Here is a 15,983-nt window from a genome sequence, read left to right as displayed (position 1 = left end):
CGTCGGTCCAGGGGCGCGCGCCCGGCCGCAGCTTGGGCGCGCGCCACCGTGGCGGGTTGTCCAGCCCGAAGAGGTCGCGCTGCCGGCGGGCGACCACCACCCAGGTGGACGACTGCTCGTAGCGCTGGGGCCTCGACTTGGGACCGCTCCCCACCGTCACCGCCAGCCCTCGCTCGCGCGCCAGCTCGCCGACCACCGACTCCAGGTCCAGGTAGCGGTTGCTCACGTGGAAGGCGATCCGCCCCCCCGGCGCCAGCCGCTCCAGGTAGGTGCCGAGCGCCTCGCGGGTGAGGAGGTGCACCGGCACCGCGTCGGACGAGAAGGCGTCGAGGAGGATCAGGTCGTACGCCCCCTTCGGCGCTTTGGCGAGCGACAGGCGCGCGTCGCCCAGCACCACGCGGATGGGCGCCTCGGCGTTGTGCAGGTAGGTGAAGTACTTGCGGTTGCGGGCGATCTCCACGATGCCGGGATCGATCTCGTAAAAGGTCCACTCCTCGCCCTTTTGGGCGTACGCGGCGGTGGTGCCGGTTCCCAGCCCCACCACGGCGACGCGCACCCCGCGCGTACCCACCGGGTTGGTGGCGAAGATGTCGCCCAGCGGCCCGTTGCGGACGTAGTAGGTGAGCGGCTCGCCCGTGAGCTCCTGGGTCAAACTCTGCGCGCCGTGCAATGTGGAGCCGTGCCCCAGGACGGTGTAGCCGCCCCCGATGCCGTTCACGTAGACGCGGTAGTGGCCGAAGAAGGTGCGCCGCGTCGCCAGGTTGTTGGGCGACATCACCTCGGTTCGCACCTGCGACAGGAGGAGCCCGCCCAGGCAGAGCGCCAGCCATCCCGGCGCGCGCCCCAGCCCCACCGTCATCAGGGTGATCACCACCGCCGCCAGCGCGACGACGGCGATCCCCGGGAGCCGCGGGTGGTCCGCGTTCGACAGGTAGAGGAGCGCGACGCCGTAGACCAGCGCCTGGAGCGCGTACAGCAGGTGGCGCGGGAGCCCCTCCTCCTCCTTCTCCTCCGGCCGGGGGCGGGCGAGGCAGGCCAGGCCCAGGAGGAGCGGGTACTCGTAGATCCGGGTGAAGAGGACGGGGGCCAGCAGCACGTTGAAGATGCCGCCCAGCACCCCGCCCACCGAGATCCACAGGTAGAACTCCGTCAGCCGCGACGCGGGCGGGCGGCGGCGCGACAGCTCGCCGTGGCACACCATGGCGGTGACGAAGAGCACGCCCAGGTGGATGGGCAGCGCCACGGATGGCTCGCGCAGCCACCCTTCCAGCAGCATCATCACCGCCGCGGCCAGTAGCGACGGCTGCAGCCACACCATCCACGAGTGCGGCACGAGGGTGCGCGGCGCGAAGACCAGGGTGAAGCTGAGGAGGTACAGCGCCAGCGGGACCACCCAGAGGAGCGGGATGGGCGTAAGGTCGGTGGTGATGTACGTGGTGACGCCCAGCAGCATGCTCGACGGCACGAAGGCGAGCCCCACCCAGAGCACCCGCTCCCGTCCCGGTATGGGCGCGGCGGGCTCGGCGGCCGCTTCCCCGCCCCGCGCGCGCCACACGGCCAGCGCGCACCCGCCCAGCAGGATCGCCAGCGCGCCGTAGCCCAGCGTCCACGCGTGGCTCTGCGCGGCCAGGCGGAGGTTGGGCTCCACGAGGACGGGGTAGCCCACGAGCGCCAGCATGCTCCCCAGGTTGCTGGCGGCGTAGAGCCAGTAGGGGTTGGCCGCGCCGGGGTGCCCGGTTTCCGAGAACCAGCGCTGGAGGATGGGTCCCGTGCCCGAGAGGACGAAGAACGGCAGCCCCACCGTAGTCGCCATCAGCAGGAGGAGCCACGGGATGGGCGAGCCGCCCCCCGTAGGCGCGGCGCCGGCTACGGACACCGGGAGCACCATCGCCGCGGCGGCCATCAGCCCCAGGTGCAGCGTCGCCTGTGCGCGCGGCCGGAGCCAGCGCGTGGTGAGGTGCGCGTACAGGTAGCCGCCCAGGAGCGCGGCCTGGAAGAAGAGCATGCACGTGTTCCACACCGCCGGCGACCCGCCCAGCAGCGGGAGCACCATGCGGCTGAACACGGGCTGCACGAGGAAGAGCAGGAACGCGCTGCAGAACACCGCGCACGCATACGCGGCGAGGATGATCATGGGGGCGGCGCGGCGTGCGGGTTGCTCTATGTTTGGCGTGACGGTGCTCAACAGCGGATTGGGCAGAGGTGGCGTATCCGGCGACCGTGCCGGGAGTGCGGGCAATGGACTGGAGTTCGCCGCCATGCGCAAGCGGCCGCCGCCATCACCCGGGATGAATCCCCCGGCTGGAACGACGGGAAGGCGGCTAAAGCCGGCTCGAGAAGCGCGGCATCAGACCCGGAGTCCGCGCAGGCGGACTTTGTGCTGTTGTTGCCGCGAGTTCACTCGCCCACATCCACCCCCGACCGCTCGAACCATGCGCATCCTCCTCCCCGCCCTCGCCTGCCTGCTCGCGGCGCCGTGCCTGGCGCAGCGCCCCGCACCGCTGCGCGTGGATACGGTGCAGCAGGGGGCGGCGCGGGTGCAGCTGGTGCGCGTGGACCTGCGGCGCGCGGAGGTGCGGATGCTGTGGAAGGACCCCTCGGGCGCGCCGTTTCGCTCGCCGGCGGCGGTGGAGCGCTGGGCGCGGGGGGCCGGGCTGCGGCTGCTGGCGGTGAGCAACGCCGGGATCTTTGACAAGGACCGCACCCCCACCGGCCTGCACGTGGAGCGCGGCCGGACGCTGGACCCGCTGAACACGCGCGCCGGGATCGGCAACTTCTACCTCCGGCCCAGCGCCGTCTTCGCCATCCTGCACGACGGCACCGCGCGCATCGTCACCACGGAGCGCGCCGGTGCGCTCCGGGGGCGCATGCGCGAGGCGACGCAGTCCGGGCCGGCGCTGGTGCTGGGCGGCCGCATCCACCCGAAGTTCTCGCCCCTACCCGGCGGCACCCCGCTCAACCGCACGGCCGTCGCGGTGTGCGGGCCGCGCGAGGTGGTACTGGCGCACACGGTGGACGGCACGGGGATCACGCTGTACGAGCTCGCGCGCGTCCTGCGCGACCGGGCGCGATGCCCCGACGCGCTCTTCCTGGACGGCAACGACACCGCCATGCTCCAGGTGGGCGGCGGCGCGGCCCGGGGCGAGGTGGAGTTCGTGGGCTTCATCGGGGTCTTCGCGCGCTGACGGTGGGGGGCGAGAGCAACGAGCGGGCGCGCCTCCTCTACCGGCTGGGGCGCTACCCGCAGGCGCGCGAAGAGCTTGCCCGCTCCCTCGCCGCGGACCCGGACGACGCCTACGCGCATGCCCTCCTGGCGCTCTGCCATGCCGCGGAGGAGCAGTGGGGCGCCGCGGTGGCCGCCGCGAAGGCCGCCGTCGCGGGAGACGCAGGGGCGTCGTTCAGCCACTACGCGCTCGCGTTCGTGCTGAAGTCGCGCGGCTTTCCGGATCAGGCGCTGGCGTCGGCGCTCGAGTCCATCCGCGTGGACCCGGACTACATCCACGGCTGGCACCTACTGGGGCAGATCCGGCTCGACCAGCGGGAGTGGAAGGAGGCGGTCCGCTGCGCGCGCCAGGGCCTCGCCCTCCAGCCGGACGACGAGGGGTGCAACACGGTGCTCGCGGCGGCGCTCATCGAGATGGGGTACCACGACGAGGCGGCCGAGGTCTCCGCGCGCCTCCTGGCCGCGCACCCGGAGAGCGCGACGGCACACGCCATCGAAGGGTGGCGGCTCTACCACCTGGGCCAGCTAGCCGGCTCCCGCGCCGCCTTTCGCGAATCGCTGCGGCTGGACCCATCCCAATCCAACACGCACGGCGGGCTGCGCAAGGCGACGAAGCACGACACGCCGTTCATGCGCCTCCTCCGCCTCGTCGACGAGCCGCTGACGCGCCGGGCCGCGCGTCTCCAACGACCGCTCCGCGGCATCGCCCAGGTCCTGATCGTCGCGTTCGAATTCCTCCTCGCGTGGGTGCTGGTCGTGCTCCTGATGATTGTGATCGGGCTGCTGATCGAATGGTCCGCGGGGACGCCGATCGGTCCGTGAACAGCCCCCTCCTCCCGGTGTTCTGTGACACGATGTTTCCGCATGGGCCGGCGCGCTCGCCGGGATGGAGGATCTGAATAGCTGAAACCCCCCGGGCACCGCCCTTGCCCCGGCGCAGGGTCCGGCGCCGAAGGGGCGCCCTCCTCCATTCAGCCCTACAGATCCGTCGAATGCAGCAGCCGTCCAGCCTCCATGACCTCGCCGCCGTGGCCGGGATCGTCCCCAGCTACGTGGACCAGTCCGGCACCGAGACCCGCACCACATCCGACAGCACGCGGGTGGCGCTGCTGCGCGCGATGGGGATCGATGCCTCCACCGACGACCACGCCGGCGCCGCGCTCGGAGAATGGGAGCGCCGCGACCGCTCGCGCGTCCTTTCACCCGTGCGCGTGGTGCGCAGGGACGACCCGGAGCTCGCCGCCGTGCTGGCGCGCGCGCCGGAAGGGACGCCGAACGTCGCATGGACGCTGGAGCTCGTGCCGGAAACGGGTGAGCCGGTGCACGCGAGCGGCGAAGCGAACGCGGAGCCGGACGGCGGCGTGCGGATCTCCCTGCCCGGCGCTCCACCGCTCGGCTACCACACCCTCCGCGTCACCCTGCGCACGGGGAGCAGCGAGCAGGAGGGGAAGCAGACGCTCATCGTCGTCCCCGGCCATTGCCCGTCGGTCGCGGAGGTGGCGGGGCAGGAGCGCGTCTTCGGCGTCATCGCCAACCTGTACTCGGTGCGCAGCGCGGAGAACTGGGGGATCGGCGACACGGGCGACCTGGCGCGGCTGGCGGAGTGGACGGCGGAGATCGGCGGGGCGTTCCTGGGGGTCAATCCGCTGCACGCGCTGCGCAACCAGGGCGCGGACATCAGCCCGTACAGCCCGGTGAGCCGCATCTTCCGCAACGCCATCTACATCGACGTCCCCGGCATCCCCGAGTACGGCGCGTCGGACGAGGCGAAGCGGATGGTGGAAGCGGCGCGCGCGGAGCTGGAGGAGCTGAGGACGAGCGATCACGTGCAGTACGAGCCGGTGATGGCGCTCAAGCGGCGCGTGCTGGAAGTGCTGTACCGCTCCTTCGCCGCCGGCGGTGGGGAGAGGGCGGAGGCGTACCGGGCCTACCTGGAAGCGCAGGGGGAGTCGCTGACCCACTTCGCCACCTTTGAGGCGCTGACGGGCCACCTGGAGAGCGGCGATTGGCGGACGTGGCCGGACGATCTCCGCGACCCGCGCTCCCCCGCCGTGGCGGAGTTCGCGAGGACGCACGCGGAGGAGATCGACTTCCACCGCTGGCTCCAGTTCGAGCTGGACCGCCAGCTCGCCGAAGCCGCGGCGCGCGGGGAGGGTGCGGGGCTGTCGATCGGGCTGTACCAGGACCTGGCGATCGGCACCTCGCCCGCGGGCGCGGACGTGTGGGCCAACCCGCACCTCTTCGTGACGGGGGCCAGCATCGGCGCGCCGCCGGACGCGTACTCGGCCGAGGGGCAGAACTGGGGGCTTCCGCCGCTCGATCCCCGCGCGCTGCGGGAGGATGCGTACCGCTACTGGGTGCGGCTGGTGCGCGCGTCCATGCGGCACGCCGGGGCGCTGCGCATCGACCACGCGATCGGCCTCTTTCGCCAGTTCTGGATTCCGGAGGGCGCGGCCGGCAAGGACGGCGCGTACGTCAGCTTCCCCGTGGAGGACCTGCTCGGCATCCTGGCGCTGGAGGCCGATCGCCACCGCGCGCTGGTGGTGGGCGAGGACCTGGGCACGGTGCCGCCCGAGGTGCCGCCGGTGCTGCGGCGCTGGGGGGTGCTCTCGTCGCGCGTCTTCTACTTCGAGCGCGAGGGCGACGAGTTCCGCCCCGCCGCCGAGTACGAGCCGATGTCGCTGGCCACCGCCAACACGCACGACATGCCGACGCTGGCCGGCTTCTGGCGCGGCCGCGACATCGAGGTGAAGCGCGAGGTGGGCGTGATTCCGAGCGACGAAGCGGCGGAGGAGCAGCGGCGGGACCGGGTGCAGGAGCGCCGCGCGATCCTGGAGCGCCTCGCCGCCGAGGGCGTACTCCCGAGCCCCGAGCACCCGGGGAGCGGGGCGGCGCTGCGGGGCGCCGTGCACGCCTTCCTCTCCCGCACGCCCGCCGCGCTCGTCGGCCTGAGCCTGGACGACCTGGTGGGCGAGGCGGAGCCGGTGAACGTGCCGGGCGTGCCGCCGTCCGAGTTCAGCGCCTGGACGCGCAAGCTCGCCACGCCCATCGAGGACCTCGCCCGCGATCCCCGCGTCCGCGACGCCCTCCCGGACGACGAGCGCAAGCTTTCGGCGAGCTGAGGAGGACAGCAGCCTCACACAGAGGGCACAGAGGGAACGGAAAAGGCACAGAGAAAAACCTCTGCTGTTCTTTCGGTGTGCCTCTGTGGCTCTGTGTGAGGCAGCCGTCCTCTACTTCATCTCCCAGGTGAGGACGACCGCTACGAAGATGGAGAGCGCCCACACGCCGATCAGGCCGGTGCCCACCGTGAAGAGACCGACGACGATCGCGGTGAACGAGAGGAAGAGCGCCGCCGGGACGCTCACGTACAGCAGCCCCAGCGGGCCGAAGAGGAGCGCCAGGAGCACCGCCGTGCGCAGGGTGCGCGGCTCCGGCGGCGGCTCGGGGGGACGCTCGGGAAAGGGAATCGCCATGTGGGATGTCTCCGGATACGAGAAATCCCGCCCAGCATGCCGCTGCGGCGGGACTTCTTTGGAAGTGGTCGATCAGGGACTCGAACCCCGGACCTCTCGCATGTGAGGCGAGCGCTCTAACCAACTGAGCTAATCGACCGTATCGCGGGCCGGCTTGCACCGCGCCCGCGCCAGGGGGTGGGCTGCTGCCTGCGGGGCCCTGACCCATTTTCCCCCAGATTTTTACAGTACCCCGTAGGGGAATCGAACCCCTGTTTACGCCGTGAGAGGGCGTTGTCCTAGGCCACTAGACGAACGGGGCGTAGCACACCAGCAAGGCGTAAAAACTACCCGCTTCACCTGCATCCGTCAACCCGTCGTGACCGCTGCGGGCATTCAGAGGCGCCGCCCGGATTCGAACCGGGGGTCGAGGATTTGCAGTCCTCTGCCTTACCACTTGGCCACGGCGCCATGTACATCGCGCGCAAAAGAGCGGGAAACCGGGCTCGAACCGGCGACCTCAACCTTGGCAAGGTTGCGCTCTACCAACTGAGCTATTCCCGCGAATAAGGAGCGCTAAGATACACCCCGTTTCGGGGGCGGTCAACCCCTCCCGGCGCGCGGTGGCGCCGTTCGCGGGCCCCGGCGCGTTGACAGCCGAGCCCCCGCCCCGCTACCCTCCTGCCGCCGCGGAGCCGCCGCGCGCACCCCAACCGACCGCCCCTTTGCCGCAGCCGATGAAGCCGTTTCGCACCGCAGCCGCCGCCCTCCTCCTCCTCGCCGCCGGCGCCGCGCAGGCGCAGGGTCCCGACGCGCGCGTGCTTCCGCGCGGAATGCTGGAGGTGCGCGCGCTGGGGATCTTCTCCGGCTACGACGAGCGCTTCGGCGGCGGGCGCGACCCGCTGGGTGGCGCCTTCGAGACGCTCCTTCAGCCGCGCGCGGAGGCGCTCACCGCCCCCGAGCTGGGGCCGTTGCGCACGGGCCTGAACACCTTCTTCGCCGCCACGGGCGCGCCGGTCGAGACGGCGAGCCTGGGCGGTGGCAGCGTGCGCGCGCTCCTTTCCGGCGACACGCGCGACGTCCCCATCACCGTCGCGCTGGGGCTCACCACCCGCCTCACCATGGAGGCGACGCTCCCCGTGACGCGGCGGCAGACGTCGGTGCGCGGGATCTTCCTCGAGGACGGCACCATCGGGCTCAACCCGAACGCCACGCTCAACGGGCAGCTTCTGGCGCGGGTCGACACGTCGTTCGGCACGCTGGGGCGTAGTCCCTTCCTCCCGGTGGAGGGGACCGACGCCGCCACGGCGTTGCGCGAGCGGGTCAACGCCCGCAGCGCGGGGGCCGGCGACTCGCTCGCCCTGCCCACGCGCGGAGTTTCCATCCAGGAACTGGTGGCGGACGCCACGCGCGCGGGCCGGCTGACGCCGCAGGAGCTCGACGCGCTCACCCGCCGCACCGCCGGCTCCGGCTATCAGCTCGGGGACGTGGAGCTGGGCGCGCGCTTGCGCCTGGCCGGCACAGCGCCTGTGTGGGCGGTCCCCGACGACTCCACCTTTGTGCGCGGCTTCCGCGCGGTGGTGGGCGCGCGGGTGAGGCTCCCCACGGGCAAGCTGGGGAACACACTCTTCCTCCTGGAAGAACCGGGGTTGCGCGGGCACTTCGGCGTGGGGGGCGACGTGGCGGGCGACTGGTTCCCGTCGCGGCGCTGGTGGGTGACGGGGGCGGCAGATGCGCAGCTCCTCCTGGGCGCCGACGTCACGCGGCTGGCCTTCAGCGCCGACAACCCCTTCCCCGACACCACGCAGACGCGCGTGCTGCGCCGCGAGCCGGGCATGCGCATCGCGGCGAGCCTCACGCCGCGCTATCGCCTGACGAACGAGCTCTCCTTCGCCGCGCAGTACCGGCTGGAGATCGCGGGCGCGACGACGTACTCCGGGGACGGGGCGGACTTGCTGGGGCCGGTCGAGCTGATCGGGGCGCGGACGGGGCACCGCTTGGGCGTGGGGGCGGGCTACACGACGGTGGGGGCGTACGCGGCCGGCCGGGCTCCCTTCCCCGCCGAGGTGTCGCTTCTGTACGGCCGCTCGGTCGCCGGCACCGGCGGCGCGCCCGCGGACACGCGCCTGGAGCTGGGGGTGCGCGCGTACTATCCCGTCTTCGGCCGCCCGCGTCGTGCAGCCACCCCCACGCCGCCTCCCGCGCCCGCCGACACCGCTCGCCCGGCGCCGCTATAAAAAAGCCTCACACAGAACACGGAGGGAGACTACAAGCCGCAGAGAACCTCTTTCTGTTCTTGCGGTGCCCCTCTGTGTCTCTGTGTGAGATCGCTTTTCAGGTGGCGGGGATAGCGTCCGGCGTCATGCGCGCGAGCATCTGGTCGGCGCGCTCCAGGACGATGCGCTTGCCGGGGAAGCGCAGGAGGCGCTGCGCCTCTTCAAAGGTGGCCCAGCGGAAGTCCTCCGCCTCGTGCGAGATGCGCACCTCGGAGGTCAGCGCCTCGGCGAGGTAGTAGACGACGCGCTTGACGATGAGGGTGCGCCCCTCGCCCTTGCCCTGGGTGAAGACGTAGCGCTCCTCCTCCTCGAAGCCGTCGATGACGCGGTAGTCCTCGGCGCGGACGCCGGCCTCCTCCTGCAGCTCGCGCTCGGCGGCCTGCGCGTCGGTCTCGCCGGCCTCCACGCCGCCCTTGGGGAACTCCCAGATCGGCCGGCGGGTGAGCGCCGAGCGAACCAGCAGGTACCGCCGCGCGCCGCCTTCCTCCCGAAAGAGCACGATTCCAGCCGCCAGCTGCGAAACCCGCCTCATCCACCCTCCCGTGCTTGGGGGCGACGAACGCTTTCAATCCTTCAATCTGTTACGCAATCTTCGTACAGGCAACCGGCACCCATTTTGCCGCTGGCCGCGCCGAATCGGGCTCACCCCGCTCCCCGCCACGGATTTCATGGACCCCACGCCCGAGCGGCCGCTGGGCGAGCTCTTCCGCTCCCTCAGCTCCGACGCCACGCGCCTCATCCGCCAGGAGATGGCGCTGGCCCGCGCCGAGATCACCGCCAACGTCCGCACCCTCGCCGCGGACGCCGGAAAGGTGGTCGCCGGCGCCACGCTCGCCGCCGTCGGGGCGCTGGTGCTGGTGGAGGCGCTGGTGCTGGGCCTGGGCGTCCTGCTCGGCCGCCGCTACTGGCTCGCCGCGCTGATCGTGGGCGCGGCCCTGCTCGTCGCCGGCGGCGTCCTCGCCTTTCTCGGCATCCGCCACGCGCGAGGCAGGAAGGTGGCTCCCGAGCGCGCCCTCACCGAGCTGCGCGAGACGGGCGACTGGGCTCGCGGCGAGGCACTGGAGCTGCGCGCGGCCCTCACCGGCGCGGAGCCGGCACCCGTTCGTACGGTGCGTTCGGTGGCGCCCGAGCAGACGTCGCCGAGGTCCGCGCTGCCGCCGCTGTGGAAGCGGGTGATGAAGGAGTTCGGCGAGGACGACATCTCCAACCAGGCGGCCAGGGTCGCGTACTACTTCTTCCTCTCCCTGCCGCCGCTGGTGATGGCGCTCTTTGCCACCGCGGGAATCTTTGGCGGCGACGATACCGCGGACTGGCTCGCTACGCGACTGGGCGGGATGCTCCCGGCGGAGGCGGGAACGCTCGTCGGCGGCTTCGTGGACGACGTGGTGCGCGAAACGCACCCCGGCCCGCTCTCGGTGGGGCTCCTCCTGGCGCTGTGGGCCGCCTCCAACGTCTTCATGGCGCTGGAAGACACGCTCAACGCCGTCTACCACATCCGAAGGAAGCGCGGCTTCGTGCAGCGGCGCCTCGTGGTGCTGGGGACGCTGGTGGCGGTGGGGGTGCTCTTCGTGGCGGGGAGCGCGGTGCTGCTGGCCGGCCCCGTCCTGTCGCGCGCCATGGGCCTCGGCGCCGTGGGCGACACGCTGTGGGACCTGGGGCAGTGGCCGCTCTCGTTCGCGCTGATCGTGGGCGCGTTCTGGGTGATCTACTACGTCCTCCCGCTGCGCGACCAGCGTGGAAGCAAATCAGTCCTCCTCCGCTCCTCCGCCATCGCCGCCGTCCTCTGGCTCCTGGCGACGCTCGCCTTCCGCGTCTACATCGCCAACTTCGGCTCGTACAGCGCCACCTACGGCCTGCTCGGCACCGTGATCGTGCTCCTGCTCTGGATGTACGTGACGTCGCTGGTGATCCTGCTGGGCGGGGAGATCAGCGCGGAGATGGAGCGATGAGAGGGGGCCCTCACCCCCGGCTCGTTACACTCGCCATTTATCGCGCCCACCCTCGCCCCCATTTCGACCGCTGCTTCCTCCACACCCGATTTTGTAGGGGCCGACCTGCGTGTCTGCCCGCCGTCGCCCCCACCAGGACGCCCCGCCCCTCGCACCGAAACGGTAGGGGCCGCCCCACGTGGCTGCCCGTGCCTTCCGCCGCGCCGCCCTGCGCCGTCCGCGCGAATGCGTGCAAACGCGGGGCGGCCAGGACGTGCGCGATCGGCACGGATGCAAGCGAACGCCCCTCCCCCAGGTGGTTATTGGGGGAGGGGCCGCGAGGTGACGAGCGGGGGTGGGGGCCAGGCCCTCAAAACGGAAGGCCGAAGTGCACGTAGAGCAGCCCGGAATCGCCCCGCGCATAGGTCAGCCCGAGAACGCGGCCGACGGTTTCGAAGTACACGCCGCCACCCACTGCGGTGTGCCAGCCTCCATCCGAGTCGCCATCCACGTACACGCGGCCGGCATCCACCAGCCCGAGGACGCCTAGGCGGCCGCGGGCGATCAGGCGGATCTGGCCGATCGGCTGGCGCGCCTCGGCGGTGCCGAAGACGGAGGCGTCGCCGGCGAAGCGCTGGTACTGGAAGCCGCGCAGCGAGGTGAAGCCGCCCAGGAACGCCGCCTCCTGGAAGGGATAGTCGCCCACCGCCGTCTCCGCGCCCGCACGGAAGGCGAGCGACGGACCGCGCGCGCCGATCGGCACGTACGTGGCCGCCTGGGCGCTCAGGCGGGCGAAGGGCTCGCCGTCCGTCCAGTGGAAGCCGCGGACTTCGGCGGAGGCGGTGACCCCGCTGCGGGTGATGGCCAGCGTGTCGCGCCGGTCGAGCGCGAGGCGAGCCAGCGCGCCGGCCTGCGTGAAGGTCGAGGTCCCCGCGGGGTCGAGCGTCGCGATGAGGTGCTCGTCGCGCATGCGGGCGTCCACGTAGCGCATCTCGGGGCCCGCGGCGAGCATCAGGCCGGGGGCGAGGCGCCTGTGGAGGAGCAGCTCGCCGGCCAGGAAGTTGTGGCGCACCACGTAGCGGTCGAGGTCGTCGCCGGCCTCGCTCGTCTCGTTGCCGAAGCCGTAGAAGCGCGTAGTCTCGAAGTTGTTGGCGCGCAGGAGGATGGTGGTGAACGCCGGACGGTTGGTGCGGCGGTAGTCGGCGGCGTACTCCACGCCCACGCCGCCCGCGAACGGCGCGACGACGAAGCGCAGGTGCTGAAAGGTGGCGTACGGCTGGCGGCGGAAGCCGAAGCGCGTGCCCGACGGGCCGAAGCCGATCACCGGCCCCACGTCCGTCTGCCAGCGCGCGTGGGGTGTGAAGATCGCCGTGGTGGCGCCGTAGTCGCGCAGCGGCGGCGGGTTGCCCACCAGGCTGCGGCGCTGCGGGGTGGCGTAGGGGCGCGTGTCCAGCCTCGCCTCGTTCCCCAGCTCCACGCGGTTGTCGCCGCGGTCGTCGTAGAAGACGGTGCGCCGCCCGCCGGACGCGGTTGAGCGGTCCTCCAGCCGGTCGTCGCCGCCGCCGCCGATGACGCGCACCAGGATGTCGCCCGGGCCGGTGCCGGTGACCTCCGCGGCGTCGTCGCCGCCACGCAGGAAGAGGCGCACCTCGCGAGTCTCGCCCGGCACGAAGCGGCGCACGAAGGAGGGCCGGGCGCCCTCCCCCGGCGTCACGATCACCGTCACCGTGCCGTCCGCGGCGCGGGCGATCTGGGCGCGCTCCGCGTCGTCGCTGGCGTAGACGTCCACTTCGCTGGAGAGGAGCTCGTAGAACTCACGCGCCGCCTCGGGAACGCGGTCGCGCCGGGCCATCAGCTCGGTGCGGATGCGCGCGCCGTCGACGGCGTAGTACTCGGGCGGCAGATTGCGCACCGCCGTGTCGATCACCGCGTCCGTGACGCGGGTGCGGAGGAACTGCGCGATCGAGTCCCACGCCGCGCGATCCAGCGAGGAGAGGAGCTGGCGGTCCAGCGCCGAGGCCTGGTAGTGCAGGCCGTAGATGGTGCCGTACTCCGGCCCGTACTGGGTGAGCTGTGGCGCCACTTTGCGCGCGACCGCCATGAGGATCCCCTCGTGGCGCGCGAAGGCGTTGTCGCGGTCGCGGGGGATCGGCTCCCACACCTCGCGGCCGCCGCGGTCGTAGCGCGCCCACCGCCACTGGTCCGGGTGCCGGTCCCAGTCGCCGATCATCATGTCCATCAGCCGCGCCTTGAGGTACGTCGGCGCGTCCACCACGTTGTCGCCCTCCTCCTCCAGCTCCTCCAGGAAGTCCGGGGTCCCCTCGACGCGCTCCGCGCCGTTGAAGGCGGGCCCGCCGTCGTCCGCGTCAACGGGGCGCTCCTCAATCTGGCCCAGCTTGCCGGCGAACTCCTGGCGGTGCTCGCCCAGGAAGGGGTGGTTGGGCATCACGTACAGCCGCGGCACCACGTGGGGGACGCCCGCCGCGCGCAGCAGCGGCGGCACCACCAGCGCCGCGGCGGGCTGCTTGGCCGCCGTCTGGTCCTGCGCCACGTCCTGGATGAAGCTCCCCTGCAGGTCTTCGGGAACCGCGCGGGCCGAGTTCTTGTCTACCGAGCGGAAGACGTACTCGCGCCCGTCGCGCCCCTTGAGCCGCAGCGACTCGGTGGAGAGGCCGCCCCCCTCGCCCGTCACCGTGAGCCCCCCGGCGAAGCGGTCGGGGTCCAGCACCTCGACGCGGACCGGCGTGGTCCAGGCGGCGCGGTACTCCTCTCCCAGGAGCACCGTGTGCAGCCCGCTGGCGCGGTACCGCTCGCCGGCCGTGACGGTAGCCGTCTGCTGCGCGCTCGCGGCGGACGCCGTGCCCAGCACCGCCGCCGCCGCGGCCAGGATGCGCCAGCGGCAAAGGTTCACGTGGTTCACGCGGTTCATCCTCTCATCGTAGTCGGTACGCGGCAGTCCAATCGTACTCGGTCCTGTAATATCCGTGCCGGGTGGGGGGTCCGCGCAATGGTTCCGTTACGCCTTCCACCCCGCCCCGCTCAGCCGCCGGTCGATGTCGAACGCGGCGCTGATGAGCGCAAGGTGGGTGAAGGCCTGCGGAAAGTTGCCCAGGTGCTCGCCGCTGGGGCCGAGCTGCTCCGCGAAGAGCCCGAGATGGTTGGCATAGCCAAGCACCTTTTCGAAGACGAACCGCGCCTGCTGCACGTCGCCTGCGCGGGAGAGGCACTCGGCGTACCAGAAGGAACAGATGGTGAACGTCCCCTCGTCGTCGGGAAAGCCGTCCGTCTCGCTCCCCTGGATGCGGTAGCGGCGCACGAGCGAGTCCTCCACCAGGTCGCGCGTGACGGCCTTCATGGTGGAGGTCCAGCGCGGATCGGTGGGGGAGATGAAGCGCAGGAGCGGCATCAGGAGCACGGACGCATCCATCTCCGTTCCGCCGCGCTCACCCACGAACGCGCCGATCTTGGGGTTCCACATCTCGTCGAAGATGGAGTGGTAGATGGCGTCGCGCGCCTCCATCCAGCGGCCGAGCGGCGCGGGGAAGGAGCGGCGCATCGCCAGCCTGATCCCGCGGTCCACCGCCACCCAGCAGAGGAGGCGCGACGACAGGTGCTCGCGCAGCTCGCTGCGGATCTCCCAGATCCCCGCATCGGGGAGGCGCCAGTTCTGGCACACCCACTCCACCAGCCCGGAAAGGCGTATCCACAGGTCGTGCGAGACGGGCTCGCCGTACTTGTCGTACAGGTACACGGAGTCCATCAGCGCGCCGTAGATGTCGAGCTGCAGCTGCTGCGCCGCCGCGTTGCCGATCCGCACCGGGCGCGATCCGGCGTATCCCTCCCAGTGCTCCAGCTCCGCCTCGGGCACTTCGGTGGAGCCGTCGATGACGTACAGCGGCTGCAGCGGCCCGCCGTTCCCCGTCTCGCCGGTCACGCGATCGGCGATCCAGTGGATGAAGGCGCCCGTCTCCTGCGTGAGGCCCAGCCGGATCAGCGCGTAGAGGGTGAACGCGGCGTCGCGCACCCAGGTGTAGCGATAGTCCCAGTTGCGCGCGCCGCCCATACGCTCGGGGAGCCCAAAGGTGGGCGCCGCCACCAGCGAGCCGTGCGGGTGTGAGACGAGCAGCTTGAGCACGAGCGCGGAGCGGTTGACCTCGTCGCGCCAGCGGCCGGTGTAGGTGGAGCGGCCGATCCAGCGCCGCCAGAAGTTCTCCGTCTCCTTGAACGAGCGCGCGGCGTACCGCTGCGACGCCCGCGCCGCCCCCTTGCACTCGCCGCCCACCTCCAGCACGAAGATCGCCGTATCCCCCGCCCTGAGCGTGATCTCCGTGACCGCATCGCCCTCCACGATCTCGAGCGGCACCGACGCGTCGAGCCGCATGCGCAGCGATCCGTCGTCCGTCGCGAAGCACACGCCCTCTTCGGTCGCCTCGGCGGTGTGGGGCGTCCTGCCGTAGCCGAAGCGCGGGGCGCAGCGAACCTGGAAGCGGATCTCGCCGCGCACGGCCTTGGCGCGCCTCACCACCCGCCGCACCTCCGCGTCGCCGACGGGCATGAAGTCGGTGATCTCGGCCACGCCGGCCGGGGCCATGAAGCGCGTGAGGAGGACGTTGGTGTCCGGAAGGTAGAGCTGCCTGCTTCGCGCCCCCTCCAGCGCCGGCTTGATGGTGAAGGCGCCCCCCTTTTCCGCATCCAGCAGCGACGCGAACACGGTGGGCGAGTCGAAGCGCGGGGCGCACATGAACCCGATGGTGCCGTCCAGCCCCACCAGCGCCACCGTGTTGAGGTCGCCGATGATGCCGTGGTCTTCGATGGGCGGATAATTCATCCGGTTCCCGATGGCAAAAGGTGTGCACGGGCGGACCGGAGCACTCCTCCGCCATGGAAAAAAGGCCTCACACAGAGAACGCGGAGGGAACTACGAGCCGCGGAGAACCGCTCCCGCCGTTCTTTTCGTATCCTCTGTGTCTCTGTTAGGAGTTACGCAGTTGGTTGTAAGCAGGTAGCTTACAGCTATGAACGCATCCAAGGTGATTGATAGCCACTACATACAGTTCCTGATCGCCAGTCCGCGCATGGTGAGTGGCACGGAAGCCGCCCG

The 15,983-nt window shown here is 71.6% G+C and carries 10 protein-coding genes and 4 tRNA genes; 5 read left to right on the top strand and 9 right to left on the bottom strand.

Annotated features, from left to right (window positions below):
* Window positions 1-2,134 (bottom strand): fused MFS/spermidine synthase (locus tag VF584_25365; GenBank protein ID HEX8213525.1); only part of this gene is annotated, 2,134 nt, incomplete at its 3' end.
* A gap of 298 nt (window positions 2,135-2,432) precedes the next feature.
* Between VF584_25365 and VF584_25360 the strand changes: the two genes are divergently transcribed.
* The 3 genes from VF584_25360 to malQ all read left to right on the top strand — a co-directional run bounded on the left by VF584_25360 (window position 2,433) and on the right by malQ (window position 6,345).
* Entirely contained in the window at window positions 2,433-3,185 is a 753-nt protein-coding gene (locus VF584_25360; GenBank protein ID HEX8213524.1) for a phosphodiester glycosidase family protein, read from the top strand.
* A gap of 2 nt (window positions 3,186-3,187) precedes the next feature.
* Window positions 3,188-4,045: a tetratricopeptide repeat protein gene (locus VF584_25355; protein HEX8213523.1), complete on the top strand. Its 858-nt coding sequence runs from the start codon at window positions 3,188-3,190 to the stop codon at window positions 4,043-4,045.
* 170 nt (window positions 4,046-4,215) lie between these two features.
* The gene (gene malQ / locus VF584_25350) at window positions 4,216-6,345 is read left to right on the top strand and encodes a 4-alpha-glucanotransferase (protein ID HEX8213522.1); all 2,130 of its coding nucleotides are present in this window, start codon (window positions 4,216-4,218) and stop codon (window positions 6,343-6,345) included.
* Between the two features lie 111 nt (window positions 6,346-6,456).
* Here malQ and VF584_25345 read toward each other — a convergent pair whose 3' ends face one another.
* The 5 genes from VF584_25345 to VF584_25325 all read right to left on the bottom strand — a co-directional run bounded on the left by VF584_25345 (window position 6,457) and on the right by VF584_25325 (window position 7,242).
* Window positions 6,457-6,699: a hypothetical protein gene (locus tag VF584_25345; GenBank protein ID HEX8213521.1), complete on the bottom strand. Its 243-nt coding sequence runs from the start codon at window positions 6,697-6,699 to the stop codon at window positions 6,457-6,459.
* 65 nt (window positions 6,700-6,764) lie between these two features.
* A tRNA-Val gene (locus tag VF584_25340) sits at window positions 6,765-6,838 on the bottom strand.
* Window positions 6,839-6,927: 89 nt separating this feature from the next.
* Window positions 6,928-7,000 (bottom strand) — tRNA-Glu (locus VF584_25335).
* Between the two features lie 78 nt (window positions 7,001-7,078).
* Window positions 7,079-7,149, bottom strand: a tRNA-Cys gene (locus VF584_25330).
* A gap of 20 nt (window positions 7,150-7,169) precedes the next feature.
* A tRNA-Gly gene (locus tag VF584_25325) sits at window positions 7,170-7,242 on the bottom strand.
* A gap of 173 nt (window positions 7,243-7,415) precedes the next feature.
* On the opposite strand from VF584_25325, the gene VF584_25320 reads away from it, so the two are divergent.
* Complete coding sequence (locus VF584_25320; GenBank protein ID HEX8213520.1) at window positions 7,416-8,915, top strand: hypothetical protein; 1,500 nt, start codon at window positions 7,416-7,418, stop codon at window positions 8,913-8,915.
* 97 nt (window positions 8,916-9,012) lie between these two features.
* On the opposite strand, the gene VF584_25315 is transcribed toward VF584_25320, so the two are convergent.
* Window positions 9,013-9,486 (bottom strand): NUDIX domain-containing protein, encoded by a 474-nt coding sequence (locus tag VF584_25315; GenBank protein HEX8213519.1) that lies wholly within the window; start codon window positions 9,484-9,486, stop codon window positions 9,013-9,015.
* Window positions 9,487-9,622: 136 nt separating this feature from the next.
* On the opposite strand from VF584_25315, the gene VF584_25310 reads away from it, so the two are divergent.
* Window positions 9,623-10,903 (top strand): YhjD/YihY/BrkB family envelope integrity protein, encoded by a 1,281-nt coding sequence (locus tag VF584_25310; GenBank protein HEX8213518.1) that lies wholly within the window; start codon window positions 9,623-9,625, stop codon window positions 10,901-10,903.
* Window positions 10,904-11,252: 349 nt separating this feature from the next.
* Here the strand turns inward: VF584_25310 and VF584_25305 are convergent, their stop codons facing one another.
* Window positions 11,253-13,811, bottom strand: coding sequence for a BamA/TamA family outer membrane protein (locus VF584_25305; protein HEX8213517.1), 2,559 nt, complete (start codon window positions 13,809-13,811; stop codon window positions 11,253-11,255).
* Window positions 13,812-13,898: 87 nt separating this feature from the next.
* On the bottom strand, window positions 13,899-15,710 hold the full coding sequence (locus tag VF584_25300; protein HEX8213516.1) for a glycoside hydrolase family 15 protein: 1,812 nt from the start codon (window positions 15,708-15,710) through the stop codon (window positions 13,899-13,901).
* Window positions 15,711-15,983: the final 273 nt, after the last annotated feature.

It is taken from the genome of Longimicrobium sp., from assembly GCA_036389135.1.
Lineage (GTDB): Bacteria > Gemmatimonadota > Gemmatimonadetes > Longimicrobiales > Longimicrobiaceae > Longimicrobium.
This window is presented reverse-complemented; position numbering and strand designations above follow the sequence as displayed.

Excerpts from the sequence above, each read along its gene's own strand:
- VF584_25345 (HEX8213521.1), bottom strand. The coding sequence starts at position 6,699 with ATGGCGATTCCCTTTCCCGAGCGTCCCCCCGAGCCGCCGCCGGAGCCG.
- malQ (HEX8213522.1), top strand. The coding sequence starts at position 4,216 with ATGCAGCAGCCGTCCAGCCTCCATGACCTCGCCGCCGTGGCCGGGATC.
- VF584_25315 (HEX8213519.1), bottom strand. The coding sequence starts at position 9,486 with ATGAGGCGGGTTTCGCAGCTGGCGGCTGGAATCGTGCTCTTTCGGGAG.
- VF584_25360 (HEX8213524.1), top strand. The coding sequence starts at position 2,433 with ATGCGCATCCTCCTCCCCGCCCTCGCCTGCCTGCTCGCGGCGCCGTGC.
- VF584_25320 (HEX8213520.1), top strand. The coding sequence starts at position 7,416 with ATGAAGCCGTTTCGCACCGCAGCCGCCGCCCTCCTCCTCCTCGCCGCC.
- VF584_25300 (HEX8213516.1), bottom strand. The coding sequence starts at position 15,710 with ATGAATTATCCGCCCATCGAAGACCACGGCATCATCGGCGACCTCAAC.
- VF584_25310 (HEX8213518.1), top strand. The coding sequence starts at position 9,623 with ATGGACCCCACGCCCGAGCGGCCGCTGGGCGAGCTCTTCCGCTCCCTC.
- VF584_25305 (HEX8213517.1), bottom strand. The coding sequence starts at position 13,811 with ATGAACCGCGTGAACCACGTGAACCTTTGCCGCTGGCGCATCCTGGCC.